This is a genomic window from Spirosoma soli (assembly GCF_042684525.1).
Lineage (GTDB): Bacteria > Bacteroidota > Bacteroidia > Cytophagales > Spirosomataceae > Spirosoma > Spirosoma soli.
On record NZ_JBHULN010000009.1, the window covers coordinates 244,393 to 270,527 of the forward strand.

Sequence of the window (26,135 nt, forward strand, 5' to 3'; positions counted from 1 at the left end):
GCCAACCTGATTAGGGCAGCAAGTTAGCATACAACGCCGGAAGCAGCGATACGGCATTGGCCGTGGTATGACGAGCTACATCGTCAATGCTGATTTGCTTCAGGTCGGCAACGCGCTGGGCAATGAGTCGGATATAAGCCGCTTCGTTACGTTTACCCCGGTGCGGCACGGGAGCCAGATACGGTGCATCCGTCTCCAAAACGAGGTGTTCAAGACCAACGTGCGGCAGGACTTTGTCTAATCCACCGTTTTTGAACGTACTCACCCCGCCAATGCCCAACTTAAAACCCAGCTCTATCGCTCGCCGGGCCTCATCAAGCGTACCAACAAAGCAATGGAAAATGCCGGTCAGGTCAGGCAGGGCCAGCTTTTCGATCAGGTCGGCGGCTTCGGCAAAGGCGTTGCGGTCGTGCCCCGAGCGGGTGTGCATTGACACGGGTAATTTTTGCTCGGAAGCCCACCGTAACTGGGTTTCAAAGGCCCTGAATTGCTGGTCGACAAAGGTCATGTCCCAATAAAAATCCAGCCCGATCTCCCCTACTGCCATAAATGCGTTCCGATTGAGCTGGTCTTCAACAGCCGCCAGTTCGTCTTCGTACGTATCGTTTACGTAAGCCGGGTGCAGACCCATCATGGGTAAACAGCGTTCGGGATATTGTTCGGCCAGGGCCATCAGGCCCGGTACTGTTTCGCGGGCGCAGTTCGGCATCCAGATCTGGCTAATCTGCTGGGCTTCGGCCCGATCGAGCATGGCATCGCGGTCTTGCTCGAACTGCTCGTCGTAAATATGGGCGTGGGTATCAATAAGTTGCATAAACACTAATGGCTATCCCTACGTCAGCTGTAGTGTCTTCCTTTCCACTCGATTCGCGTTGGCAAGAGGTAGAAAACGACCGACACAGGACCAATGATGAGCTGGTATATTTCAAACAGCAACACGTAGGGCCATAAGTTGGTTTGCCGCAGTCGGCTCAATCCAAACGAAATAACCAGCGTTTGTAAGAATAGCTTAAGCACATACAGCCCAACAGCGGCAACGGGGGCCAGCAAAAAAAGTCCGAATAACAATGGCCCCGCCAGGTACTGCCCATATAACCCGGCGACAATCCAGGCGGGCAGGTCCGTTGCCCCCTGCATCCACCGTTTACGTTGATGCAGAAAATCCCGCAGCGTATCAACAGGTTTGGTAATGGCTAGAACGGACTCTGACAGCAGATTTTTAAATTCGTACCCAACGCCAACCAGGGCTTTAAACAGGGCATAATCTTCGACTACCGAAACCGGTAGTCGTTCATAACCGCCAACTTGTTCGTAGGCTTCGCGGCTTACGGCCATATTGTTGCCCATCGCCGTCACCGGAATACCTAAACTGCTCAATACATGCGCCAGGGTCAGGTTGTAGAGCCAGTCAATCGTTTGAAGCTTGTGAAAGAGGGTTGGCCCCTGAGGCAGCGTGATACCCGTAACGATGCCGACGTTGCCGACAAATTGTTGACTCATCTCGCCTGACCAGCTGGCAGGTACCTGGGTGTCGGCGTCCGTAAACAGGAACAGACGCCCCCGCGCCCGCCAGGCCAGTTGAGCCAGCACGTTTGCTTTACCCACCAGCCCTGTCCTGCTTTCGGTAACATCGATCAGGTGAAAGTCGGGATTATCGTTGATAAACGTAGCCGCGACGGCGCTGGTGTTATCGGTAGAGCTGTCGTTACCGATGAGCACCTCTACCGTGCCGGGCGGATATTGGAGCTGACTTATCGCCCGTAAGCAGTTCGGCAGGGTAGCTTCTTCATTCCGGGCAGCAATCAGAATACTAACGTCCGGCCGATGGGTCGGCTTAAGCGTGCTCCCGGGCAGAACGTCAGTAAGCGGCATAAACGGGTTGCTGAACGGCCCGGAACGAATAGCCCCGCTCGGCAAAATGCGCCAGCATCCGGGGGAGCACGTACCGCATCGTGGGCCAGGCTTTCAGGCTATCATGAAAAACAACAATGGAACCCGGCTCGGTATACTGAATCGTCTTACGCAGGCATACATCAGCGGGCAGATTCCGGTCGAAATCACCGGTTAGCACGTCCCACATGACAATGGAATAGTTCTCCATGACCTGGGCTACCTGCGTTTTCTTGATCCGTCCGTAGGGCGGTCGAAACAGCTTGGTTTCGATGCCTAACTGCTGCTGACATTTTTGGATATTTTCCAGATAAAGTTCATCCTCCGTTTTCCAGCCGTTGAGGTGGTTGAAGGTATGATTACCGACTTTGTGCCCAGCTTCTAACACCTTGTAAAGCACATCTCTATGCTTTCGCACATTGTCGCCGATGCAGAAAAAGGTGGCCTGAGCCGCATGCTTGTCGAGTTGCTCCAGCACAAACTCCGTCACTTCAGGAATTGGCCCATCATCGAACGTCAGGTAGATCGTGGGCTCAGCGTCGTCTTCGATTTTCCACCAGAACTCTGGGTAAACCGTTCGGAGCAAAAAGTTGGCTTTATGTAAGAAGAAGGACAAAGTAGTATATGATTTATGACCTACGATGTACGATTTCATCGGTACGTAACCAGTCGTACATGTAACATCGAAAGTCAGTTAAGATTACGTCCTTTCCACTGGTAGCCTTTTCCCTGAGCCGCTAACCCGAAGAATACGACGTAGAACGGATACAATAACTGCGTCAGTGGGATAATGTTTATCGACGATTTTTTTTGTAAAAAAACAAGAACTTGCCGTAAAAACAAAAACTCCGGAACAACCTTCAGCCCAACAACGAAAAGAACCGAATTTCCGTGCATAACTCCCATCAACCAGCCCAGTACGGCCACTACCGGAGCGGCATTACTCAAGAACACAAACACGGCCAGCAGCGAGGGTAACCAGCTCTCGTAAGCGCGCCATTTGCTGGCCCACCGTTTGCGCTGGTTGTAGAATGCTCGCCAGGACCGATGCGCCTGGGTAGTGACAATAGCCTGCGTACTTTTCAGAAATCGAACGCCATCAGGATACCGGGCTGCGATCTTGTGCATCAGAAACTCATCGTCGCCCGATGCCAGATGATCCACCCCGGCAAACCCATTTACCTCCCAAAACACCTCCTTTACGTAGCACAGGTTGGCTCCGTTGCACATCGTTGGCTGACCCAATGCCAGGGTGCAGGCCCCCGACCCAATCAGACTCGAAAACTCTACCGTTTGTAAGGAGTCAAAAACTGACGCTTCGGTTGTAAACGTAACCGGACCTGTGATCATTTTTGCGTTTGTTTGTCCATAAAACTGAGCAAAGGAACGCAGCCAGTCGGGCCCCACCCGGCAATCGCCGTCGGTGGTGATGATTAATTCACCGTTGGCGAGGGCGATACTTTGGCTGATGGCCCGTTTTTTAGGTGAGGCCGTCCGCTCGTCGGTTAGGGGCAACGGGCGCAGGGCGTAGGGCGCGGTTTTGCTGTACGCCTGCACAATCGCCAGCGTATTGTCTGTAGACGAATCGTCGGCGACGATTACCTCGAAGTGAACATACGTCTGCCGACTTAGGTCTGCGAGCAAACGGCCGATGTTATCAGCCTCGTTCCGCACCGGAATTATGACCGTGATGAAAGGCCCGGTTGCCGGATTGTGCGCGGGCTGAAACAGTGGTATTCGCAGCCAGGTAATCCAAAGCGTTAGTGTAAACAGGGCGTAGAGGAGGCTAATCACCACCAGGATGGTTGTCATTCGGCGGTCAGTTTAAGTTTCCACACCCAGATTAGCCCAACCAGTATGGGCATCAGGACGTTAGCCACCCAGAGGGTCAGTGTGGCCGATAATAATACCGGGGCCGGAACCCCAAAAGGAGCGAATACCCACAAAGATGCAGCTTCGCGGACACCGAGGTCGCTCAACAGATTAAACGCTGGTGTCAGTGTTTTAGCAAGAAACACCAGCCCAATCCCCGAGACCGACACTGCCGTAGGTAGGTCGATGCCCAGCAAACGTATGGCCAGGTAAAACTGGGTTGAAAAAACGAGATAGCGCAGCGTGGCGGCCCCGAGTGCTAAAACAATTTCCCGGTCGCTATACTGGCTTGCTACGTTCCAATAGGTCACAAACCGGCGCATGATCGTCCTTCCTTCCAGCCATTGTAAGAGTGGTCGACGAGTCAGTCCAAACACAACACCTAATCCGGATAGGCCCACCAGCAGCACCAGTAGCCAACGTCCGGCGGTGTTGGCGCGACTGGAGACGATTGTCAGGTGATGCGCCCAGGCCAGGGAACCAAATACAAGCGCGACGTAGAACTGCATACCGCCCGATACCAACGAAGCGCCGATGGCCCTTGCCCGTTCATTCGTGCGTAACGACAACACCCGCCCCGACGTGTCGCCCAGTTGAGCGGGCAGGGCAAAGCCAAGCGACACCCCTGCCAGTACGCCCCGGTACGCGTCCCAGAAGTTGGTCAACTCAACGCGCCGAAGCAGAATTTGCCACTTTACGGCCTCAAATCCCCAGTTAACCGGCGTAAGTACTATGAGTGCCGCTGCCCATCGTTCGGGGTATTGAACGGCCTGGAGCTGTCGTTGCACACTGCTCCAGTCAAACCGTTGCTGTTGCAAAACGTGGCCAATATAGGTTAACAGTCCGGCGAAAACGGCTATTTTAACCCAAAAGCCGATTTTTTTAGAGGGTTTCAGCGACAAAACGTATGAGAAAACGTTACTTTGCAAAAAGCTTTAGCGATTTAACATGATCATACCCACTCAACCCGTCGTCGTTCCGGATCGCCGGACCACCGAGAAAATCATTCTTGGTGTAGACCCTGGCACCCAGGTGGCCGGTTACGGCGTCATTATGATTAAGGGAGGTGTGATGAGTATGATTCAGTACGGCGTCATTCAGTTGAGCAAATATAGTACGTACCAACTGAAGCTTCAGAAACTCCACGAAACCATCCTGCGCATTATCGACGAGCACAAGCCCGATGAGATGGCCATTGAAGACCCGTTTTTTGGTAAAAACGTGCAGGCGATGCTCAAACTGGGCCGGGCGCAGGGCGTTGTGATGGCCGCGGCTTTATCCCGCAATATTCCGATCGTTGAGTATGCGCCCCGACGTATAAAGCAATCCGTTACGGGTAACGGGAACGCGTCTAAAGACCAGGTATCGCACATGGTCGGCCATCTGCTGAAAGAAGATCTGAATCCGCAGTTTTTCGACGCCACCGACGCGCTTGCCATTGCTGTTTGCCACCACTTCCACGAAAACGCGCTGCCGACCGTGTCGAATAAGAAAACAAAAAAAGGAGCCTGGGGGGCTTTTGTCAGCGAAAACTCCAACCGGATTGCGTAGCGCGAACAATGTTGGCTGAGATAAGCGGACGCACTATTTGTAAATTACTTACATGGAGCTTTCACCACGTTATTTCAGCGTTGAGAAACGGATCATTTCGTTGATTCTATCTGCCTACTCATTTCGCTAAGATTCATTAGCTTATAGCTGGAGTTGATTTGAAAAAGGGAATCCTTTACCGGTTCAGACTTTAAACTTATTGCGGTGTAACGTGTGCTCCACCCTCGCTCATTAATCGTAAACTGTAAGGCAGTACCCGGTAGTTTGCGTATGGGGTCAAACAAGGTGCCAATTGGGACGTAAATGGCATCTGTGACAATAGCGTCAAGCAGTTCACCTGGTTCACCTCCCTTGAGAGACACTCTTTTGGCGGGTAGATTGAGCCACTTTACTTTCTGAATTACTTTTTCAACGGTATAGGTGTCAACGCCAAGGAGGGCCTGTTCAGATTTGAATAGTTTCTCATCCTCGTACGTCATAAAAATAGCCATGTTATCTGTTGTATCCTTAATGGTACTGGACGACTCTCCAAACAGATAGGTACCCTTCTCATTTCTGATATAAATATCTTTCTGGATATCGCCAGGAGTGAACGGATTCGTTCGCCAAATTTCAAGACGAAATAGGTCGCCTTTTTTGTAGACAACTGTTTTAGACGGAATGTAGCCAGCCGGATAAGCTTCTAACCGCTTTATTGTATCCGTCTTATAGATAAGGATTCCCTCTCGAAAAGAAGACTGAGCAGCCAGTTGGAGGGAAAGTAGAGACGCGATTAAAGAGCAGAAGAAGGCTTTTCCGATCAAGTTCATGCTGTAAATTTATGTACCTCAAAAGAGACTTTCATCGTGTAATTGACATTGACGTTTTTGTTCATAGCCTACTGACACAGGGCTGTCACAAGGCCATTGCGTTTTTGAGCAACCAACTTCTCGTCGGCTAAAATTACAACAGCGCAACATTTACGGGGTTTAACTACTGTCAATTTTTACGCTGACGACAGCCTGAAACGGATAGTGTATCGCAAACTGAACTTGTCATACTCACGAATCCTGCGTCTTTCGGCTTAATGCTAATACGTATGACAAGTTCAGTTTGCTGATAGGCTGACCAGCCCTTTATCCTGCTGTTAAACTCGAGCGAGCATTTATGTCATTGCTTAACAAGTTCGATCTGCTCAATTCCTCTGTTTAATCCGCGCCAGATCATAGTTGATTGCTTACTCGTCGTTTCTAAAGAGAAGTTATCGCCCACTAGCCCTATCTTCTGTAAAAATGCTTCTTCGGGCTCAGTCAAGTGCGACCCATTCGGAAATCTATAACTAAACAAGAAAAAAGTCTGGGGGCCTTTTCTGTTAATGATCCAGTCAGCATTCGCTAGCATATCGAATTGAACAGGATAGGTTTTATTACCATACTTGATGGTACCGTCATATTCGCCCCGGCGAAAATCTCTGGGCGAAGAACGAGGTACTGCTGCGGGCACAATTGTAAGAGTGGCTATGTCAAGCAGCGTAGTGTCCTTGGCTATTTTTAACTCTTTTTGAGAGGTATTATAATTTTGATATTTGATCTTTACTTGGCGCAGCTTCCACTGTCCAACGATTTGAGGAGCCAAAGTTTTCATCAATTCTATACTCTCCTGATCATAATCTATGTTAGGAGCATTAGGAGCGACTTCTTTACTTTGGGTGCACTGATAGAACAGTAAGCTGGTTATTAATAAGGTAAACAGGTAGTTTTTCATAATACGTAGCGTTTAACGGTAAGAGTCTCACAATAAAGATATGGTTGTAACGCGGCTGAAAAATTGGGTTCCTTTCTTAAAGTAAAACTTTACGTACAGGCAGTGGATTGTTTTGAACCCTTGTCTTATGCTCATACAGCCGTAATCCACCATTTCATAGTTCAGAGAGTATAGTCTGGAGGTTAGCTTTCCTCTAAAAGCACTTTTTTTACACCGAAATACCCTTGAACGGTGTTGAAGCGATTCAACAAACTTCGATAGACGGTCTAATCTACCTACCTAACATGGCGTTCTTTCAAAAAACGATACAGCTCCCTGCTTATTCACGTGGTTTCCACCTCATCACCCGTATTGTCGAGCGAGAGTTCACAGACCTACAGCAGATTAACATAGGCGTACTTCATGTGTTTATTCAACACACGTCGGCCAGTCTCACTATCAACGAGAACGCCGATCCGACCGTTCGGGGTGACTTTGAGCGGTTCTTTAATAAGACAGTTCCGGAAAATGCCCCGTATTACCAACACAACTACGAAGGGTCCGACGACATGCCCGCGCACCTGAAAGCGGCCATGCTGGGCCACTCGGTCAGCATTCCCATCACAAACGGGCGGCTTAACCTGGGCACCTGGCAGGGTATTTATTTGGGTGAGCACCGCAACCAGGGCGGGTTACGAACACTGGTATTGACCGCCTGGGGGGAGTAAGCAAGAAATCTATCGTAGCAATCGCCACACCTCGGCGACACTGGTAACGGGCAACTGACAGGCTCGATTATAGCAGACGTACACGGTTGTCTGGCCGTTTACCGCGCTACGTTGCTGCAGCAAGGGCAAAGCGTTTCTGCCGACTTCACTGGTTTCAGAAGTGCCACACAGCACTTTATTGGGGTAAAATTCGGCGTCTAGCTGCGCTCGGAACGATTCGGCTTCAGGGCCAACAATGGCGATTTCGGCCGTCGGGCGAACGCGCATCGCGAACAGAGCCGCCCAGTTAGTCAGGTAATCGGCGTTTTGCTGCACCAGCGGCTGCACGCGACCCAGCATCCGGTCGGCGCGTTCGGCATAGTCGGACGGTCCGTCGCCACGGCGCTCCAGCAACAAGCTTAGGGTATACAAATTTTCGGCCATCATGGAGTTAGACGACGGCACTACATTGTCGAACAGCTCTTTGCGCCGGGCAATGAGTTCTTCACCGTTTTTATCAGTGAAAAAAAACATCGGATCAGGGCCACCCTCCGACTCCGTGGTATCGGCGAAGTTGGTCAATACGTACTGCATCAGTTGATCGGCCTCGATGAGCCAGCTTTCCGTAAATGTTGCCTGATACAGCGACAACAGGCCATCGATTACGGCGGCATAATCATCCAGGAAACCAGGCTGAGTGGCCCTACCTTGTCCGCCCTCGCGGCTTTTGTAGGTGTGCCAAAGTCGACCGTTGCGGGCGTCGCGCATTTTTTTGAGCAGGAAAAACGCATTACGCAACGCCAGCGTCAGAAACTCCGGTTCGCCAAAAATGCGATACGCCGTAGCCAGGCCTTTCAGCATCAGCCCGTTCCAGGAGCACAGGATTTTATCGTCCAGGCCCGGCCGAATTCGCTCATTCCGGACGCGCAAAAGCCGGGTATGAGTAGCATCCAAACGGACGTTCAAATCGGCCAGCGACCAACCCATCCGCTCAGCAAACGACTCATCGCTTTCCGTTCGGTGGAGAATGTTGCGGTGTTCCCAGTTGCCGTTCTTGGCCAGGTTGTATAAGTCCGCAAACCAGTCGTAGTCCTCGCCCACAATTTCCCGAAGTTCCGGAGTTGTGAACGTGTAGAACTTGCCTTCCACGCCCTCGCTATCGGCGTCGAGCGCTGAATAAAAACCACCTTCGGGACTCAGTAGCTCACGTTGCGCAAAGGCAATAGTCTGGTATACAACGTGCTTGTAGAGCGGACTTTTGGTCAGGCTGTAGGCTTCGGCGTAGAGCGTTAGCAGCTGACCGTTGTCGTACAGCATTTTTTCGAAATGGGGCGCAAACCAATCCGCATCCGTTGAATACCGCGCAAAACCACCGCCGAGCTGGTCGTAAATGCCCCCCAGCGCCATCCGGTCGAGGGTTAAGGTAACCTGATGCAGGGCTGCATCGTTGCCGGCCGACGTGGACACGGTGCTATCGTAATAACGAAGCAGAAACCGCCAGATACTCGGCATTGGGAACTTAGGTGCCCGACGCATGCCCCCTTTCTCGTCATCAGCTTTTACGGCTACTTTCCGGTACAGCACATCGAGGGTTTCGGGTGCAAATAGCGGGTCGTTTTGGGTCAGGCCGTAGCGTTCGGCATTCGAGAGGTTTAGCTCAGTGGCAAACCCTTCGGCCGATTGCGCGAGGTCATCGCGGTGCTCGTCGAAAGCGGCCCGAACGCTGGCCAGCAGCTGCACCCAATTCTGGGTAGGCAAATACGTAACTCCGTAAAAGGGCTTGGCGTCGGGCATCAGAAACACGTTCAGCGGCCACCCCCCCTGCACGCCCATCGCCTGCACCGCTTCCATGTAAATAGCATCAACATCCGGGCGCTCTTCGCGGTCTACTTTGATGCAAACGAAATACTCGTTCATCACCCTGGCTACGTTCTCCTTCTCGAACGATTCCCGCTCCATTACGTGACACCAGTGGCAGGCCGAGTAACCGATGCTGACAATGATCGGTTTGTCTTCGTTGGTGGCTTTATTTAATGCCTCCTCTCCCCAGGGGTACCAGTCGACGGGGTTTTCGGCATGTTGGAGTAAGTAAGGGCTGGTTTCGTAAATGAGCTGATTAGGCATAGCGTTGAGTAACTAGCGGAACGAACTTACCGCGTGATAATGACTTTCTTGGTCTGGCTGGCGGTGTCGTTGCTGACCCGCAGGAAATACGTGCCGGTTGGTAAATGAGCACTGTCGATCACTTCTTTAACACTGTTAACCTGCCTTTTCAACAGAATTTGACCATGTATGTTCAGCAGCCGAAGTTCGGTTTGAGGAGCTGGTACACGTGAAAACGATACCGTAAGTGACGTGCTGGCCGGGTTGGGTGATACGCTGACGTCCCCTAAAACGGGCTCAGTCGCTGTAACGGCGCTCATATCGAACCGACACAAATACACCTCCCGGCCGGTTAGCTCAATTTGCCGCTGCCAGTTTTTGTACCGAACCGTGAGGCTTGTTTTCTGGGCATCGTTAGCATACGGGTTCTGGGCGGCAATCAGAATGTTAGTGTTCTTGACAACGCCCCGCCAAACGGGCAGCTGTTTTTCCATTAAATCGCGGGCGGGCGTTTCAATCACGAGTTCATACTGGCCCTGGAACATGTCGGCAAAGCGGGAAAGCCGGTACAGTCCGTGGGTGAAATGCTCGTATGCCGCATACGTATCGTTACGTCGGGTTTCGATACCGGGTTCATCCCACAACCATAAACCAGCAGCCCCCGAAAAGAAGGGAAAGATCGCCGTTGCCTCGGCCATGAACGGCTGGATGAAGTTCGGATAGCTACTGAAGCTGTTGTGGTAACGCAGCCACACCCAGGGTAACACCGGTTTGTTGCTCCACGCCCGGTTCACCTCCACCTGAAACAGCAGATAAGAAAGATAGTCCTTTGCCAACGCCGTCGGGTAATCATAATAATAGTAAGCCGAGGGCGACAGAGCGTCAAGCTGGTCATAATATGGTCCGCCCACCCGTTGTTCCGTAGAATCTTTGACTAAGTAATTAACCTGGTTTAGGTTGGTGGTCCAATCCGTCCAGGAATACGTTGGTACATTAAGGTACGTGTTCAGGATGGGGGTATCGGCATAGCTGCTAACCGACACGTTCGTCAGATCAGTACGTTGGCGGACGTAGCGCATCCCTTCTGCGTAGAGGTTTCGAATGGCTTTTTTATAGGCACTGACAAACTCGGCATCGGGCAGGTTGCGATAAATCTGGGGGACACTGGCCTCCTGCTTCAACCGAAGAATCTGCGCATTCGACTCACGGATGCGTTCAACGTCTAAAGCAAACCGATTCGTTGGAAGGATGTAAAGACCAGCGGAGTTTTTCTGCCCGCCCGATAGTTCGGCCAGGTACTGCTCCCACTTGGCGCGGTAGGCCGTTAGGTCGTTTGCCCAGGGGCTGTCGAGCGTTTCCCAGGGTTGATTGATGCCGGTAGCGAACCCATAATAGATAACGGCGCGCTGCTCCGGCCGGATGAATTCGTTGTTGAGGTTAATGAGGTGGCTAAATCCGTGCCGGAGTGGGCTTGCCTGATTGTCGTTGAAACGTGGCCCACCGTAAATAATCGTGAATGGCAAGCTGAACTCCGGGAATTTGTTCCACTCAATCTGATTAGGCTGGCTAACGGGCGTGAATGCGAGCGGATCAGCGCACTGCTGCTGGGCCGTTCCCACCAAGCTTGCGCCTAACCACAAACTAATTACCCAGATGAAGAAAGTATCAAATCGGACCTGCATACCTTGGAATTTCGCCAAAACTACAGAATTTTGGTCTTGACTGTGCAGAAGACGTTAGTCTCTGTCGAGGTCATGCTCACATACGCTGTATGTGATCAGCACGTTCTTAACGTATTAATTATCGAATAATCATGCCAATGCTTATGAATATCGTTCGTCCGCTCGTTGTTGCTTTCGTGTTAGTTACGCTCATTATTGGTTGTAAAGGTAGTGGTGGCGAAACCCCGGAGCCAACCCAGGCTTCACAAACCGAACTGTTGGTTGCCAACAACTGGCAAACCAAGCAGGTAACAACCCCAGATGGACAGGAGATTAACGAAGGTCGATTAAACCTGGTCACACAATATTTGTTTGGTCTTAACATGCAGTTTCGTCAGGATGGCTCCGTTCGGGCGCTCGATTTTAAACAATCGAATAAAGTTGTAAACGGTGGTTCCTGGGCACTGGCAGCTGACAACAAATCAATTGATGTCGACGTAACGGGCTTCAAAGGTAATTTCCCGATCGTGCGGCTGGACCGTTCCAATCTCATTCTGCGCCAGACTGCTCCTGTAGATGGCAAAAATGCCGAGATAAACCTGGTGTTTGTGCCAGCCTTGTAATGCTACACTACACCTAAGTCTACTACACCAGTTACATGAAAAATGACCCCCGTACTCTGACTGCCTGGACCTTTTACGACTGGGCCAACTCCGTGCATTCACTGGTAATTGTGTCCAGCATCTTTCCAGTGTACTTCTCAGCCACCGCCCTGAATGAAGCAGGTGGTCCCATGATTGACTTTCTGGGTGTCTCGATCAAAAACTCGGTTCTGTTTTCCTACACGGTTTCGGCGGCTTTTCTGTTTACGGCCCTGCTGTCCCCCTTCTGCACCGCCATTGCCGATTATAGCGGCCGGAAAAAGGCGTTCATGAAAGCCTTCTGCTATACGGGAGCCGTCAGCTGTAGCCTGCTGTATTTTTTCACAAAGGAAACCACCACCTTCGCCGTGATTTGCTTCTGGCTGAGCCTGATTGGGTGGAGTGGTAGTATCGTGTTTTATAATTCCTACCTGCCCGACATCGCCACCGAAGACCGCTTCGACCGGGTGAGTGCCCGGGGATTTTCCATGGGTTACATTGGCAGTGTCCTGCTGATGATTCTGAACCTGCTGGTGATTCTGAAACGCGATTGGTTCGGCAATATATCCGAAGGCATGGCGTCCCGACTGGCATTTTTGACGGTTGGTCTCTGGTGGATTGGCTTTGCGCAGATTCCGTTTAGCCGCCTGCCCGACGGCACAAAAAAAGCGCCCAAGGAGGGCAATTATCTGCTCAACGGTTTTAAAGAACTGCGTATCGTCTGGACGGAATTACAGGAACGACCTTTAATCAAGCGCTTTCTGGTATCCTTCTTTGTCTATAACATGGGCGTACAAACGGTCATGTACGTGGCTACGATCTTCGGGAGCGACGAGCTAAAGATGGAAGGGCAAAGCCTGATCATCCTTATCCTTCTGCTTCAACTGGTGGCTATTCCGGGTGCCTACGGCTTCTCCAGGCTCTCAGAGCGTATCGGCAATACGTATGCGCTGATGGTGGCCGTGGTGATTTGGATCGGTATCTGTGCAGCGGCCTATTTCGTGCAGACAGAATCTCAGTTTTTCGGCTTAGCCGCCGTAGTGGGTTTAGTAATGGGCGGCATTCAGTCGCTGTCACGGTCGACCTACTCCAAGCTCATCCCGGCCACCACCGACACGGCCTCCTACTTCAGTTTCTACGATGTCACCGAAAAGACATCCATTGTTATTGGTACGCTGGCGTACGGCCTGATCGAACAATTAACGGGTAGCATGCGCAACAGCGTATTGGCGTTGCTGGTGTTTTTCGTGATTGGCTTTGTGCTGTTGTGGCGCATTCCGTCGCAAAAAATCTACAGCACTCGTTTGGCGAAAGCAGAAGTTTTGTAAGTTTGCAGACCGTCCGACGCGTTCGGCGACATAGGAGGTTAGCTCAGTTGGTTCAGAGCGCTGCTTTGACAGAGCAGAGGTCAGCGGTTCGAGCCCGCTACTTCCTACTACCAAACGAAAAAGAGGTCCTGAAAAATCAGGACCTCTTTTTCGTTTGGTGCAAATCCATTCAAGTAACTACCGCTAACAGTAAGGTTATGTATCTCACTTACTGCTTAATCAGCCGGATTACTTGCTGCTGACCCGGTACGCTCACCTGCACTAGATACATCCCTCCTACCTTACCCTGCAGGTCAAAGCTGAAGCGCCGACCCGTTCCATCCATTGATCGCTGCTCGCCAATGACTTCGTTGTTAATACTTAGTAACCGGCAGGTCGTTGGCAATCCCGCAGCTCCACTTACCTCAACGGTTACTTGATCGACCACTGGGTTTGGGTAAGCCACTACATTCAGCTGAAACCCGGCTTCGCCTTTCGCTACAGCTGCTTTGCGGGCGGCCCCCACGGGGCACTGCGAGCGGATGTCCCAGACCAGCGTCACCTCCTGATTGCCCTGACGAGCCCGCAAGGTGATGGGCTGAGCATCAGCCGCCGTGCGCAACTCAGCATCCACCAACTGGTTAGGGTTAGTCGTCCAGTCGGTGATGCCGATGGCCCTGTACTCAATAATAGACGAACCGTCGCCCCCTGTGGTCTTGAAAGTAAAAGCACCCGTTTGGCAGTTGTAGTCCGGAGTCAGCAGTTGCAAACTTCCACCGCTTGGGTTAGGGTTATCTACTGGCTTAGGTCCATCCAGAGGGCACACGGCTCGTATGTTCCAGACCAAGCTTACCTCTTTGCCACCTTGCCGGGCCTGTAACGTAATACTGGGAGCATCCGGAGCCATCCGCAGCTCAGCGTCCACGAACTGGTTAGGATTAGTGGTCCAGTCGGTGATGCCGATAGCTTTGAACTCAACGGGACTACCATTGCCGCCACTCGTCTTGAAGGTAAAGGCACCGGTTTCGCAGCTGTAAGCTGGGGCCAGCAGTTGTAAATCGCTTTCGATACCAGGACTAGGGTTGTTAACCGGCCCAGATTCCTCTACGGGGCAGAGCACCCGAATATTCCAGGACATCGTCACTTCTTTACCACCCTGACGCGCACGAAGCGTAATGACGGGTGCATCGGCGGCTGTGCGCATCTCAGCATCCACAAACTGGTTGGGGTTGGTGGTCCAGCCGGTGATGCCCGGTACGGCATAGTACTCAATAGACGAACCGTCGCCCCCCGAAGTTTTGAAGGTGAAGGCCCCCGTCTGGCAGTTGTAGTCCGGGGCCAGCAGTTGCAGGTTTTCCCCGCCCAGATTGCCTGGACTGGCCTTAACTACGCCACTTAGCGGCACTTTCACTGTTTTCAGGGTGCCATTAACGCTCGCCATAACGCCCAGTTCATTAGAGTAAGTGCCCGGCACTAAGCCTGCTTTTAACCGAATGTAGATTGTTTTGGTAGCAGACACGTTGGCCTTCCATTCGCTTGAGGACAAATTGTCGGAGTCCTTGAACGGACCATTGGGGTCGTAACTGGCTTCGTAGCCAGACGGAAAGTAAAGACTTAATATGGACACATCATCGGGAATAAGTTTAGTAATGACCAGCGATTGGAGGGCTGATGGCGCTACCGGGGTGGTTTCAAAACCACTTAACGAGTTGGGATTAACGGCAACATACGGACCGGGTATCACGGGTTTGATGGTCAGCGTAAAGGTGCCACTGGCCGACAGCCCGCCCGGGTCGGTAGCGGTGATGGTGACGTTGTAGGTGCCTGGTACCGATGCTGTGCCCGTGATCTTGTGACCCGTGATGTTGTAATCCATAAGCGACGAGCCGTTGGGCAAACCACTGGCCGACCAGGTAAGCGTCTGACCTTCCGGGTCGGTGAAAGAGTTGCCCGGCATAATGAGATCAATAGGCCCTTGCGTGAGTGTCCGGTTGAGAAACGCGTCGTTGTACACGGGCGGCTGGTTAATAACCGGAGCCGCAGTCACCTGACCATTTAAGGGAACGGATACAAATTTCGTGGTTCCGTTAACCTTAGTCGCTATGAGCGCATTACCAATGTAGGTTGCGGGACTAATCCCTGCTTTCAAGCGAACGTACAGCGTTTTGGTGACAGGTTCATTGGCCGACCAAAGCGTAAAGGGTGCATCATCGTCGGACAAGAATGGGCCATTTGCGCTAAAACTGGCTTCATAACCGGCAGGCAGGGTATAGCCGACCTCAAAGGCATCCTGAGCCGAAATCTTGGTAATCAGCAAGGATTGTATGGCCGACGGTTGAGCCTGAGTGGTAGAAAAACCGCTTAACGCCGAAGGGCTGACTGTTAGTTTATTGCTACAGTTACCCATCTGAATCGTAAAAACTGCGCTTGGATCACTGGCAAGGAGGACATCTCCACTCATCGTTTTCGCCACCAACTTAACCTTGTACTGGCTACCAGGAAAAACAAAATTGGGAGCGTTCACAGTTTCATCGATAGACAAAGCTCCATCCGACAAGGAAACGACTTTGGCAGCTGGAGTCTGCTCATAAAAGAAGCCAAAGTCATCGGATAAGTAGATGTGTAATTGAGTACCCTGCGGGAAGGCACAGGTCCATTGTCCCTTCACATTGTAGGTTCCTCCCGCACATACTGGAGCGCCCGTCACAGTAGGCGCTCCGACATACGTCGGCGCATTTATGGTAAAGGCTAAACCGATGGGGCTGGTAGCCAACGTCTGTCCTCCCAACTTAGCAACAATCTGAAATTTGTATTGGCTACCTGTGGCTTTATTAGCCGGAATATCTATTACGTGATCAACCGTTGTTTGATTGCCACCAGGCATCGGTATTTCTTTAGCAGGGATGTCCCAAATCCCAAACTGCCCATTCTTATCTGATAACATCATCAGGAAACTTGTCCCACTAGGGAACGGACAGTTCCAGTCGAACTTTACGTTGACTTTACCACCAGCGCAAGCCGGGGCACCGATTACGGTAGGCGCTCCGTTAAACTTGACGGCATTGATCGCAAATGGGTCACTATCTGGGCTTGCAGCGAGAAAATCGCCTATAGTAGTGGTAGCTGAAACACGTATTCTGTATTGACCACTGGTGGGGATGTTTGCGGGTATATCCACCAACTGATTGGCAGTAAACACGTTTTCCGGGGCCGAAAAACTTTTCAGCACGGTAAACTGATTGAACTGCCCACTAGGGTTTGATAAGATGATGTTAAACTTGGTGCTGAACGGAAACGATGGAAATGGACAAGTCCAGGCAAAGGACACGTTGATTTTGCCGCCTGCACAAACCGGCGTACCTGTTACGACGGGTGCACTCGTAAACCCCCGAGGATTTACGACGAACGGCTGGCTATCCGGACTAGTAGCCAGGGTAGCCCCGTCTGCTTTCGCTACAACACGAATCTTGTAAAAAGTACCCGCCGTTTTGTAACCCGGCAACGTCACTGACTGAGTGATCGACGTAGCGCCGGCTGGCAATGTAACCTCCTGAATGGGTGTATCTAAAAAGCTAAACGCCCCGTTATTATCCGACAACACGATCTGGAAAGTTGTTCCGGCAGCGAACTGGCAACTCCAATCGAACGTTACGGTAAATTTTCCGCCCACGCAGACTGGCCCATCGGTAACAGTAGGTTTATTAATTGAGCAATTAGCTGACTCTGCTGGTAATTTCTCCGCCTTTGAGAGCGAGGGCAATAGCGCAAGTAACGCAAGAATAACGGCTACAAGCCGCGTAAAAAGTGGGAGGAGACGTACTGGTTGAGATTGCATAGTGTACTTGTTGAAAGGTTGTTCAATAGCATCTGTTTTAGCCAAAGTTGCCCCTTCCACTCCCCCATCCGCAAAAATTTCAGCTCTAATGACGCAGGCCAGGCAACGAATCGTTTGATTCTTCATTTCGGTCGTCGGGCCGTTTTCTCACAGTACTGCCGCCTTGTCATACGCAGTCTTAGTTGCCTCATGGGTGTCAAGCCATTAAGCAAACAGGCCGACCCCCGTTTGAGGATCGGCCTGTTGATTCAGGTGGTCAAAACATCCGATTGCGCCGACGCTGTTTACTGCTTTATATCCAGATTCACCAGCTCGTACACCCACCCACGTGTTCTTAATAAACAGGTTATCTTGATGGGTTAGGTTCGCTACGGGTGGTTTTATGGGCGGTGAACAGGGCTTTAAATGCGGCCTCCATCCGTTCGTCACCTTCCACGTACGGCACCGCAGGTTTGGTGTGGTACCACCAGCCGTAGGCCATCAGCTCCACCCGGGCCAACTGCAACCGGTTGGCAGCATTGAATTTCCTGGTAAATTCTTCGTCAAGTTGCTTGGGAAGGCCGCTGTTTTTCTTCTGTTCTTCATGGAGCCGTTGCCAGGCCGTCAGTAAAGCGGTGGTATCGCCGGAGATTAGGGCATCCACGTAAACAGCCCCCACCGAATCATACCGGCTTTGGCGCAGTAACTCCGGATGTGCGTGCGCCCTGATAGCCAGCCGCTTGAGCGCGTACTCGGCTTCCATAGCCTGTAATCTCCGCTGCTTCAGCTGCTGCCAAAAGGAGACATCAACGGGCGTCAGGTTTTGGAGGTGAGTTCGCATTTGCTCATAATCCTGGCGGAGTTTATCAGTACGCAGGTTAGGCAGTTCGTCGGGAGTGGCGGCTACCGCTGGTGCTTCCAGATACCAGTTGTCCAGCCACAGGGCGTGGGTAGCCCGGAGCTGCGCTTTCGTGTACCGGTCAGGGCTATACGTACTCTGGCAGTCGCATAATTCGGTCGCCCAGGTAAAGGTAGCGGTGTCTTTTTTCGGCAAAGGCCCAGCAGAGCCGTCGGTACGTCGCCTGCTCTCCTTCGAGCAGGACAGCGCAACCAGCAAAAACAACAGATAAGGAAAGAGTTTCATAGCGATACGTTAGCCTTTCGTTACTTAGCGATTGCTATTTGGGGCATGCTGACCTGGCTAACCTGACGCAGCAGGGTTGACCGGTCTGCCTTCAGCTTAGTTAAAAACGGCGTAACCTCAGCATCGTACGCTCGGGTGCTTACGCCAAACAAAAGCACCGCGGGCTGGCCTGACCTGGTCACGACTGTTTTGTAACGGTACACGTTCCGCTCCACAATACTGATCTGTTTACCGTCGGGGGTGTTCTGACTCAGCAGAAAATCAAGCAGGTACTCGCCATCTTTTTCAAACACCTCATAGCTGACCACCAGATTCTGCTGTTTAAGCCGTTGCAGCTCGTCAACCTTCGCCCGGACCACATCGCTGAGTTTGAGTGGGCTCGTGACAACATCCAATAGAAGCATAGTTTTAAAACGCTCGGGCTTATCGCCGGCCGCTACGTATTCCTGCTTGTAGAACGTAGCGGAAAGATGGGCCGTCCAGGCTAAGTGGTAAGCGGTATTGGCAAAGCGGATCGGTCCCGCAACCGCCAGGTAATCTTTGGGTGGTTTGTTCGATTGCCCTAACGCTTCACTTGCGATAAAAAGGGTTGATAGAAACACGGAGAAGAATCGATGGGTTGTCATTATCAAAGGTTCATTAGCTTGTTTACAGTTTCGGCCCACCCCAGTAACACCGGACGTGGTTCAGGAGCGGTTGCCTGGGTCAAAGGTGGCTCGGTGGCCTGCCAGGCACCAAAAGTTTGACAGCGAGTGACGCAAGGCGGGCCTTGAACCACCGTCTTTTTGATTACCAACCGTTTAGTTAGTTCCGGCTTACCTACTCATCCGCGTCGAGGGTGTAGTCGAGTCTGAAGTCGGACGTCGTTTCGCCCGTTAGTGCTTTGGTAGTTTTCGCGCGTCGAACGAACGTTGTTCGACTTACCGCAAATGGGCAGACAGCGAAAAAAGTAGTAATTCAACAGGCTAACATCACCAATCGATCATTGCTGTTGTAGATCAGTATATTCTCGTCGGCCTAAGCATCACCATTGCCGTACTTAACGAGTTTGGGGATCAGCGGTACACGGTCGTTTGCGTTGACCGACGTTATCTGAGTCTGAGCGTCAGGGGCCGACTGCTCTTCAGCCGGGTCATTGAAAGCATCCTGGTCACAGGACGACAGGCCTACTGATACGGCCAGGGCCAGTAGCACCATTGCGTGTTTCATGTGTGTTGGTTGTATTGAAAAAAAGTGAATGATGAGATCAACGTCAGGCCCACAGTAGGCTGATTGACCGAACAAAGTTGAGCCGCCTATTGGCTTGCGTTCAAGAATTTAATGGCCAACCCCAAACCCGAGTCAACGAACCGCCTAATCAAGCAAAGATGGCGTCCGCGCATTCAGCAGGGACTTAACGGAAGAATAGAGAAAGATTGAGCAGGCATTAATTCGCAATTCATAGGGCTTTCTGCGTCGTCTGTTACCCATAAATCACCCCTCAGCGAATCTTCTTTGACTGGGCCGGGCTGCCAGCCCTAGTTTTGGGCCATAAGCACGTAAACAACACGCACTCCTGGTGCTATGCTATCTATTGTAACCCGGTCGGCTTTCCTGTTCATTATGCCAATAAGCCGCTGGAATTGCCCTCTTTTCTAACTTTTTAACTCGTGTACTCATGACGCTGATCCGTATATGCTGGACCATCAATGGTTTCACACTACTTCTTGCGATTTTCTTCTTTCTGGACGGACTCCGTAACGCCACCAACAGCGACTACTTCAATGCCTGGGCCGTCGTTCTCGGCGGGTTGGCGCTGGGTCTGCCGGTTAGTTACTGGCTTTACCAGAATGGCCAATCAACACTGGCCAGCGTGCTGGCAGCAATTCCCGCTGGGTTTTCCGTTATGATGGGCTTGTTCTTTCTGCTCATGGCAGTCGTAATGCTCCCTGGTCTTATCTCCGGCGAAAAATTTCGGTGGAACTAACGTAAACACGCCTTTATAACTATGATTCGTTTTTGTTTTTTAATCGACACCGTTGCCCTGCTGCTTGGGCTTTACGGTTTTCTGAGCGGTCGGATTCCGGCAACAACCCCGGCCATTCTGGCGGCCGTATTTGGATTCATCGGCTTAAACATGCTGCTGGGTGGTTTCTTTAGCTACAACAAAACCCGCACGTGGTTAGCCAATACGGTTCGCACCTCGGGCGAGGTCATCGATCATGTGGGCAAAGAGTCAGTCGATAGCTTCGACCGCGATAACAAACGGTATGACATCGTCTACTACCCGGTGGTTCGTTATCAGACGCAAACGGGGCAGCTCGTTTCATTCACCTCATCGGTGGGATCATCCACCCCCAGTCATGCCGTTGGTGAGCCAGTCGGTGTCCGTTACGTACCGGCGAATCCGGAGAGTGCCGAAGTAGACGAGTTCATGAGCATTTGGCTCGTCACGTTAGTGCTGACGTTCATCGGCATTCCCTTCAGCATCGCTTCGCTGGCGTTAACCTTCGGCCACTTTCAACCCTGAGCTGCTTTGCTTTTTACGTACGCAAAGCAGCCCGATCACTCATCCCTCTTTGTACCATGTCCTGGCAGGAACACTACGAAAACGCGGCTCGAAACGAGAGCAATACTTACGAGACGGTATCTGTTGAAAACCTGCTTGCTCAGGTTGGTCAGGGACAATATGGCGCATACAATATGATCTGGTATGCGCTGGCCGAACGCGCCACCGTACACCAGGCTGGCTGGGTACTCTTCAGGGTGCTGCTTCGCAATGATGTTAGCTACCTGATTCGCTGCAACTGTGCCGAAGCGCTTCTACAACTACTCGGTCGGACCGACGTATTACAGACGCTCAATGAAGCAATCGATCTTACTAATGGAAGCCCCACCGAACGCCAACCCTACCTGACCGCCTTGCAAAAAGAACTGACCGCGCGACTTGGCTCGAAATGATCTGACGTTGTTTTAAGCAATGGATAAACTATTTGCCGCTTTCGTCACGACACGAACAGGTGTCTGACCGGGCGGCTTCTGCATTACCTTCTTATGAACCATAAAGCTATCGATCCACTCATCAGGAAGAGGGCTATTGCCGGAATGACCGGCGTTTGCCTGTACTTCAAGATCACTCTCACAGAACTACCTGATCAACTGACGTTTTTGCTGTAATGCTTCTTTCTATTCTTTGCTCCTTAATCACAGTCGATATGGCTGATGAGCCATTTGCCATTTTCCCGGACCAGCTCAATACTCCGCTCCATTACATTGTTGTAGTAGCTGCCGTACAGCGTAGCCCGAATTTTATTCGGGCCGATGGTTTTGATCCGCACGGGCGACCGGGTCCAGAAGGTAGCGTCCCAATCCTGTGCGCAGAAGTATCTGTCGCCATCCAGACAGGAAGGCACCTCGTCGATGGGTTCGTTCTGCCAGACCTGGCTGCACTGCTGATAGAACGCTGCCTCACCAGCAATGAACGCATCACTGACAAACCCGCTGGCTTTAACGTGTGCCAGGTAGCGTTCGAGCTTAGGCCGGATTAATTGCAGGTGCTCACCGCTATCGTCGGTGAAATCGATTTGTTTGGTGGGGTCCTGTAGGAAGGTTACGTACCATTGGTAAAAGCCATGCACGGCGTCGGCAACGGCTGCTGAGTCGGGGGTACTGCTTCCCGGAGTGGTAGCTTCGTGGTTAGTCTGGGGCTCTGAGTGGCAGGCCAGCAGCGCCACAAGGGCGAGAAAGGCAAGTAGAGACGTTTTCATGGTGGTGTTTGAGCGATATTATCGGTTCTGTTTCGCCAGCCACGCATCAACTTCATGCGTCGCATTGAAGGTTACGTCCCGGAAGCGTTCGGGGGGCGTGGTCTTCAGGGCCTGCTGGAGCTTGCGAACGTTCGGGCGAAAGTCAACACCCTGCTCTCCAAACTGCTCGTCGATGGCCCGGAGCAGTTCAGAAATCCCATACGAGTCGAAACTCCAGGGTTGCAGGTTATTGCTGTTTTGAATGTTATCGACTACGTCGCCCGCCAGCCGTGCGACACTCTGGTTCAGGGCCTCGGCAAATTCTCTGGACCGGGTCACCCGGTTACCGTCCAGGAAGGTATACACCTCCCGATACCAGTGTTCGTTCTTCAGCAAAGCTAAGATGTCGGCCTCCCAGTCAGGATGAGCTTTGATCTTGGCAAGGGCTGCCTGACGGATGTCATTCTCGCGAAACTGATTGGTGTGTACCAGCAGACCAAGAATTGAATCTTCGGGTTTCTGCGACGCAATAAAGTCTAACGTCTGCTGGTGCCATTGGTTTTCCTGCTCCTTTCGGCGGGCCATTTCGGCTTCTGATTGCCTGGCCGAATCTCGGACGTACCCTAGCAACAGTCCTCCGCTGTATAACCCACTAATGGCTAATGCTGCAAAAAAAGAGCTTTTTAACACAATAAGCGACAGGTTCGCTTGCCAACTGGTATTGAGCGACAGAAAACAGGCGACTAACCACAGCAACGGAATCCAAACCAGACCGTGCCCCACGGCTAACCCGTGCAGAAACTGAGGGTACGTATTGTCGGCATCACTGTGCCACTCCCATTTGAAAATAGCGCAGAAAAAAGTGGTCAGCACAACGAATAACCAGGCTACGAGTACAATAGTGGTACGCCACTCAGCCTCGTTGGCCACCCAACTGACTTTGCCGGTCGTGATCAGGGTAATGGTCAGCACTAAACTGCTGACGGCAAAGCCCAGGCCGAAAAAAGCCAGCCCCAGGCCGTACCCCATGGCGTTTTCGCCCACTAACGACGGTTTAGACGCCGTAAACAACGCCAGACCCACGTAGAATAAAACGGTGATTGCAAAGAAGATATACCCAAGCATGGCTGTATGATTTATTTATACAGGCCAAAGGTGAGGTACCCGTAACAGTACAACAAAAATATCAGGACTGCTGACGCAGAAAAGCTTATCAACCGTAGCGGATTACCAATGGGGGGTGGCCAACATTCGTACGTTTTGTACCGCCAAAATAATGTAATTGCATGACAATAAGCAGATTGCACTATTACTAATTGAAAAGTTTGCAAATTTCACTGTCTATCTGACTAGTCAATACATTATGTTTAAAGCAGTGCCACCCAAATGGAAGTACATCTATAAAGGTTGTTAAAGTGTTATTGACGCGTGAGTAAGTCTGTTATGTGAGATGCTTTAGTATCAATGGCAATCTATAAACAATCAGACTATGAAGCTCTAAGACGGCGCTGTGTCGAACTCAGCCAACAGGGTTGGCAGCAATCGGCGATTGCTCAGGCGTTTGGGTTGACTCAACCCTGGGTGAGTCGAACTCTGAAGAAATATCGGCTGCAAGGCAAGCAGGCCCTGCTGGAGGGCAAACGAACAGGAGCACCAACTCGTTTATCGGCTGACCAACTGGGCCAATTAGTAACTGAACTCAGCAAAGGGGCTGAATCGCATGGCTTTGAGGGTGCCATCTGGACGCGACCTCGTATTAATGAAGTTATTAAGAAGCTGTTCGGGGTAAGCTATGATCCTTCTCAAGTGGGCCGTATTTTGAAGAAAGTAGGCTGGAGTCGACAAAAACCGCAACCCAAAGCCAGACAGCAAGATGGACAAGCCGTTGCTCAATGGCGAGAAGAACGCTTACCCGAGCTTAAAAAAAGCTAAAGACGAAGGTCGTGTCATTGTTTATGTTGATGAATGTGCCTGTTATCTGTTGCCCTTACTAGCGCATAGTTGGGCGCCAAAGGGCCAAACGCCTGTAATTATTGAGCAGGCTGGACGAGCGCACTTAAGTCTAATTGCGGCTATTGCGCCCAACGGTCGGATTTATGTAGCGGGGCAGGATCAGCCTTTTAGCGGTGAGGACATTGTTTGGTTTCTAAGTAAACTCTGTAGCCGCTATCGAAAGCGGGATTTGTTAGTTATCTGGCAGGGCCGCCCTTTAGGTTTGTGGTGTAGTAGGATTTCAAGATTTGGCAGTTTACCCAAAGGTAACAGAGAGGGTTTCCCTACAGGGCCGCAGAGGTTTCGCTCTATGCTCAGATTCAGGCCCCTTTCTGTCTTTCTTACCTCCGTCTCAAATGGAAATTCGGGCATCAAGGCCCATTAGTAAGGGTTTGAGAAATAAGGTGAGTTACTGTTCCCATTCCAAATTTTAGCTCAGTATGACCGCTACTACTTATGGACATTCGCTTTTACATTGGCATTGACATTTCTAAAGCTACGCTCGACTGGGCTGTATTTGATGGTAAAACCATCGCTTTACAAGCTCAATCTGATAACTCAGAAGCGGGCATTAAGGCCATGCTTAAACTCATAAAAGCCCTACCTGGCTTTACCATCGCACATTCCATTTGTTGCATGGAGCATACGGGTATTTATAACGCTCATATACTGAACCACCTTCATAAATTAGCCTTCCCTCTATGGTTGGAAAACAGCCTACAGATCAAGAAGGCCGGTGGTTTGCAACGCGGTAAAACGGATGCTATTGATGCTGTTCGCATTGCTGAATATGCGTTTCGCTTTCGAGACAAAATGCGCTTATGGCAACCACCACGGCCCGTTCTACAAAAGTTAGCCGCTCTCAGCGCGCTTCGGCAACGACTTATTGGGGTGCGTCGACAACTCGAGCAACCCTTAGCCGAACAACAAACTTTTTGGGCGACGTCCCTGCACAAACAATTAAGTAAAACTTGTCAAGCTGCATTAACGGCGATTCGAGCTGATCTAGCGTCAGTGGAAATGCAAATTCAGACATTGATTGAGCAAGATGAGCGGTTGAAAGAATTGTTTGATTGGATCACCTCCATACCGGGTTTGGGTAGTGCCACTGCAACGGAGTTGTTGGTAGCAACCGATGAATTTAACGCCATCAATGAGCCTAAAAAACTCGCTTGTCATGCAGGGGTTGCTCCATTTGAATACCGTTCAGGGACAAGTGTACGAGGTAGAACCAGTGTAAGTCAGCACGCTAGAAAACGATTGAAATCCTTGTTTCATTTAGCAGCAATGTCGGCGATCCGAGTCAAAGGAGAACTCCAGGACTATTATCAGCGCAAGGTGGCAGAAGGTAAGAACAAGATGTTAGTGCTGAATGCAGTTCGCAACAAACTGATTCATCGAGTCTGCTCGGTAGTGCACCGTCAACAAAAATATGACAAAAACTATACGCCAGCACTTGTATAAACCATGGAAATCTGTGCGGATGGAGCCACCATTCATCGAAGCGAAGCTGTTAAGGCGTTGCTGGGTGAATGGCCCGGGCGTATTCACTTAGAACGCTTACCGGCTTATAGTCCTGAATTGAATCCCGTCGAGTTGGTCTGGAGCCAACTTAAAGGCAGCCTGAAAAATCAAGTATTTACCAATTTAGACGAGTTGACCGAAGCCATTCTCAAGCAAGTTAAACAGTTAGAGGCAAACCCTACATTAATCAGGGCGTTCTTCAATAAAAAGGAAATAGCCTTTATTACAGACTAATTCACAGGTCAATAACTGCATTGTAATAAGTTCATTACCGCTTGTATATGGAACATTTCGTACATACGTTGGCTACCCCCCAATTCTGCTTATTGAACCATATTTGAAGTGAATACAAGCAACAGGGCTTTCTTATAAAAACGGGCAAGTAGCAGTTAGCTCTACTTTTGTGGTTGCAACACTACAAAACCATGACTACTACCGCTTGCCCGCTTAAAACTACTACGTTTTTTCAACTCCTTAACCAA

General features: G+C 51.0%; 27 protein-coding genes and 1 tRNA gene. 13 read left to right on the forward strand and 15 right to left on the reverse strand.

Going from position 1 to position 26,135, the window contains the following annotated elements; genetic code table 11:
- Positions 1–10: 10 nt before the first annotated feature.
- From ACFSUS_RS16415 to ACFSUS_RS16435, 5 genes are read right to left on the reverse strand one after another with little or no spacing between them, the layout of a single operon-like run.
- Positions 11–814, reverse strand: a complete 804-nt coding sequence (locus ACFSUS_RS16415; protein ID WP_381524402.1) for a TatD family hydrolase — start codon at positions 812–814, stop codon at positions 11–13.
- 23 nt (positions 815–837) lie between these two features.
- Entirely contained in the window at positions 838–1,872 is a 1,035-nt protein-coding gene (locus ACFSUS_RS16420; RefSeq protein ID WP_381524404.1) for a glycosyltransferase, read from the reverse strand.
- Positions 1,859–2,545: a polysaccharide deacetylase family protein gene (locus ACFSUS_RS16425; RefSeq protein ID WP_381524406.1), complete on the reverse strand. Its 687-nt coding sequence runs from the start codon at positions 2,543–2,545 to the stop codon at positions 1,859–1,861. The genes ACFSUS_RS16420 and ACFSUS_RS16425 overlap by 14 nt, the downstream gene beginning before the upstream one ends.
- A gap of 35 nt (positions 2,546–2,580) precedes the next feature.
- Entirely contained in the window at positions 2,581–3,702 is a 1,122-nt protein-coding gene (locus tag ACFSUS_RS16430; protein ID WP_381524408.1) for a glycosyltransferase, read from the reverse strand.
- Positions 3,699–4,664, reverse strand: a complete 966-nt coding sequence (locus ACFSUS_RS16435; RefSeq protein WP_408020212.1) for a lysylphosphatidylglycerol synthase domain-containing protein — start codon at positions 4,662–4,664, stop codon at positions 3,699–3,701. The genes ACFSUS_RS16430 and ACFSUS_RS16435 overlap by 4 nt, the downstream gene beginning before the upstream one ends.
- 46 nt (positions 4,665–4,710) lie before the next feature.
- On the opposite strand from ACFSUS_RS16435, the gene ruvC reads away from it, so the two are divergent.
- Positions 4,711–5,313, forward strand: coding sequence for a crossover junction endodeoxyribonuclease RuvC (gene ruvC, locus ACFSUS_RS16440; protein ID WP_381524411.1), 603 nt, complete (start codon positions 4,711–4,713; stop codon positions 5,311–5,313).
- 92 nt (positions 5,314–5,405) lie between these two features.
- On the opposite strand, the gene ACFSUS_RS16445 is transcribed toward ruvC, so the two are convergent.
- Both ACFSUS_RS16445 and ACFSUS_RS16450 read right to left on the reverse strand, forming a co-directional pair.
- Positions 5,406–6,122 (reverse strand): hypothetical protein, encoded by a 717-nt coding sequence (locus tag ACFSUS_RS16445; protein ID WP_381524413.1) that lies wholly within the window; start codon positions 6,120–6,122, stop codon positions 5,406–5,408.
- A 340-nt stretch (positions 6,123–6,462) separates the two neighbouring features.
- The gene (locus tag ACFSUS_RS16450; protein ID WP_381524414.1) at positions 6,463–7,056 is read right to left on the reverse strand and encodes a hypothetical protein; all 594 of its coding nucleotides are present in this window, start codon (positions 7,054–7,056) and stop codon (positions 6,463–6,465) included.
- Positions 7,057–7,340: 284 nt separating this feature from the next.
- On the opposite strand from ACFSUS_RS16450, the gene ACFSUS_RS16455 reads away from it, so the two are divergent.
- Positions 7,341–7,763 carry a secondary thiamine-phosphate synthase enzyme YjbQ gene (locus tag ACFSUS_RS16455; protein ID WP_381524415.1) on the forward strand — a complete coding sequence of 141 codons (423 nt, stop codon included), beginning with the start codon at positions 7,341–7,343 and terminating at the stop codon, positions 7,761–7,763.
- Between the two features lie 9 nt (positions 7,764–7,772).
- On the opposite strand, the gene ACFSUS_RS16460 is transcribed toward ACFSUS_RS16455, so the two are convergent.
- Together ACFSUS_RS16460 and ACFSUS_RS16465 are read right to left on the reverse strand one after the other, a co-directional pair.
- The gene (locus tag ACFSUS_RS16460; RefSeq protein ID WP_381524416.1) at positions 7,773–9,866 is read right to left on the reverse strand and encodes a thioredoxin domain-containing protein; all 2,094 of its coding nucleotides are present in this window, start codon (positions 9,864–9,866) and stop codon (positions 7,773–7,775) included.
- Positions 9,867–9,892: 26 nt separating this feature from the next.
- Complete coding sequence (locus ACFSUS_RS16465) at positions 9,893–11,527, reverse strand: T9SS type A sorting domain-containing protein (RefSeq protein WP_381524418.1); 1,635 nt, start codon at positions 11,525–11,527, stop codon at positions 9,893–9,895.
- Positions 11,528–11,670: 143 nt separating this feature from the next.
- Between ACFSUS_RS16465 and ACFSUS_RS16470 the strand changes: the two genes are divergently transcribed.
- The 3 genes from ACFSUS_RS16470 to ACFSUS_RS16480 all read left to right on the forward strand — a co-directional run bounded on the left by ACFSUS_RS16470 (position 11,671) and on the right by ACFSUS_RS16480 (position 13,582).
- A complete protein-coding gene (locus ACFSUS_RS16470) occupies positions 11,671–12,129 on the forward strand; it encodes a hypothetical protein (protein WP_381524420.1) in 459 nt (152 codons plus the stop codon).
- A gap of 35 nt (positions 12,130–12,164) precedes the next feature.
- A complete protein-coding gene (locus tag ACFSUS_RS16475) occupies positions 12,165–13,475 on the forward strand; it encodes an MFS transporter (protein WP_381524422.1) in 1,311 nt (436 codons plus the stop codon).
- A 32-nt stretch (positions 13,476–13,507) separates the two neighbouring features.
- A tRNA-Val gene (locus ACFSUS_RS16480) sits at positions 13,508–13,582 on the forward strand.
- Between the two features lie 101 nt (positions 13,583–13,683).
- Here ACFSUS_RS16480 and ACFSUS_RS16485 read toward each other — a convergent pair.
- The 4 genes from ACFSUS_RS16485 to ACFSUS_RS16500 form a co-directional block, all read right to left on the reverse strand.
- Positions 13,684–17,415 carry a putative Ig domain-containing protein gene (locus ACFSUS_RS16485; RefSeq protein WP_381524424.1) on the reverse strand — a complete coding sequence of 1,244 codons (3,732 nt, stop codon included), beginning with the start codon at positions 17,413–17,415 and terminating at the stop codon, positions 13,684–13,686.
- Between the two features lie 220 nt (positions 17,416–17,635).
- On the reverse strand, positions 17,636–18,412 hold the full coding sequence (locus ACFSUS_RS16490) for a hypothetical protein (protein WP_381524426.1): 777 nt from the start codon (positions 18,410–18,412) through the stop codon (positions 17,636–17,638).
- A gap of 20 nt (positions 18,413–18,432) precedes the next feature.
- Positions 18,433–19,038 carry a hypothetical protein gene (locus ACFSUS_RS16495; RefSeq protein WP_381524428.1) on the reverse strand — a complete coding sequence of 202 codons (606 nt, stop codon included), beginning with the start codon at positions 19,036–19,038 and terminating at the stop codon, positions 18,433–18,435.
- A gap of 391 nt (positions 19,039–19,429) precedes the next feature.
- Positions 19,430–19,621, reverse strand: coding sequence for a hypothetical protein (locus ACFSUS_RS16500; protein ID WP_381524429.1), 192 nt, complete (start codon positions 19,619–19,621; stop codon positions 19,430–19,432).
- Positions 19,622–20,069: 448 nt separating this feature from the next.
- Here ACFSUS_RS16500 and ACFSUS_RS16505 point away from each other — a divergent pair, with 448 nt between their 5' ends.
- From ACFSUS_RS16505 to ACFSUS_RS16520, 4 genes are all read left to right on the forward strand, one after another.
- Entirely contained in the window at positions 20,070–20,378 is a 309-nt protein-coding gene (locus tag ACFSUS_RS16505; protein WP_381524431.1) for a hypothetical protein, read from the forward strand.
- A 21-nt stretch (positions 20,379–20,399) separates the two neighbouring features.
- Positions 20,400–20,921 carry a DUF3592 domain-containing protein gene (locus tag ACFSUS_RS16510; protein ID WP_381524433.1) on the forward strand — a complete coding sequence of 174 codons (522 nt, stop codon included), beginning with the start codon at positions 20,400–20,402 and terminating at the stop codon, positions 20,919–20,921.
- A 56-nt stretch (positions 20,922–20,977) separates the two neighbouring features.
- The gene (locus tag ACFSUS_RS16515) at positions 20,978–21,352 is read left to right on the forward strand and encodes a hypothetical protein (RefSeq protein ID WP_381524434.1); all 375 of its coding nucleotides are present in this window, start codon (positions 20,978–20,980) and stop codon (positions 21,350–21,352) included.
- A gap of 93 nt (positions 21,353–21,445) precedes the next feature.
- Positions 21,446–21,568, forward strand: coding sequence for a hypothetical protein (locus tag ACFSUS_RS16520; RefSeq protein WP_381524436.1), 123 nt, complete (start codon positions 21,446–21,448; stop codon positions 21,566–21,568).
- 23 nt (positions 21,569–21,591) lie between these two features.
- On the opposite strand, the gene ACFSUS_RS16525 is transcribed toward ACFSUS_RS16520, so the two are convergent.
- Together ACFSUS_RS16525 and ACFSUS_RS16530 are read right to left on the reverse strand one after the other, a co-directional pair.
- Positions 21,592–22,158 (reverse strand): DUF3828 domain-containing protein, encoded by a 567-nt coding sequence (locus ACFSUS_RS16525; RefSeq protein WP_381524437.1) that lies wholly within the window; start codon positions 22,156–22,158, stop codon positions 21,592–21,594.
- Between the two features lie 18 nt (positions 22,159–22,176).
- The gene (locus ACFSUS_RS16530) at positions 22,177–23,262 is read right to left on the reverse strand and encodes a hypothetical protein (RefSeq protein ID WP_381524439.1); all 1,086 of its coding nucleotides are present in this window, start codon (positions 23,260–23,262) and stop codon (positions 22,177–22,179) included.
- Between the two features lie 339 nt (positions 23,263–23,601).
- On the opposite strand from ACFSUS_RS16530, the gene ACFSUS_RS16535 reads away from it, so the two are divergent.
- The 4 genes from ACFSUS_RS16535 to ACFSUS_RS16550 all read left to right on the forward strand — a co-directional run bounded on the left by ACFSUS_RS16535 (position 23,602) and on the right by ACFSUS_RS16550 (position 25,887).
- Entirely contained in the window at positions 23,602–24,069 is a 468-nt protein-coding gene (locus ACFSUS_RS16535) for a helix-turn-helix domain-containing protein (protein ID WP_381524441.1), read from the forward strand.
- Positions 24,011–24,514 (forward strand): transposase, encoded by a 504-nt coding sequence (locus tag ACFSUS_RS16540; RefSeq protein WP_381524443.1) that lies wholly within the window; start codon positions 24,011–24,013, stop codon positions 24,512–24,514. The genes ACFSUS_RS16535 and ACFSUS_RS16540 overlap by 59 nt, the downstream gene beginning before the upstream one ends.
- A 71-nt stretch (positions 24,515–24,585) precedes the next feature.
- The gene (locus tag ACFSUS_RS16545) at positions 24,586–25,593 is read left to right on the forward strand and encodes an IS110 family RNA-guided transposase (protein WP_381524445.1); all 1,008 of its coding nucleotides are present in this window, start codon (positions 24,586–24,588) and stop codon (positions 25,591–25,593) included.
- Positions 25,594–25,596: 3 nt separating this feature from the next.
- Complete coding sequence (locus tag ACFSUS_RS16550) at positions 25,597–25,887, forward strand: transposase (RefSeq protein WP_381524447.1); 291 nt, start codon at positions 25,597–25,599, stop codon at positions 25,885–25,887.
- Positions 25,888–26,135: the final 248 nt, after the last annotated feature.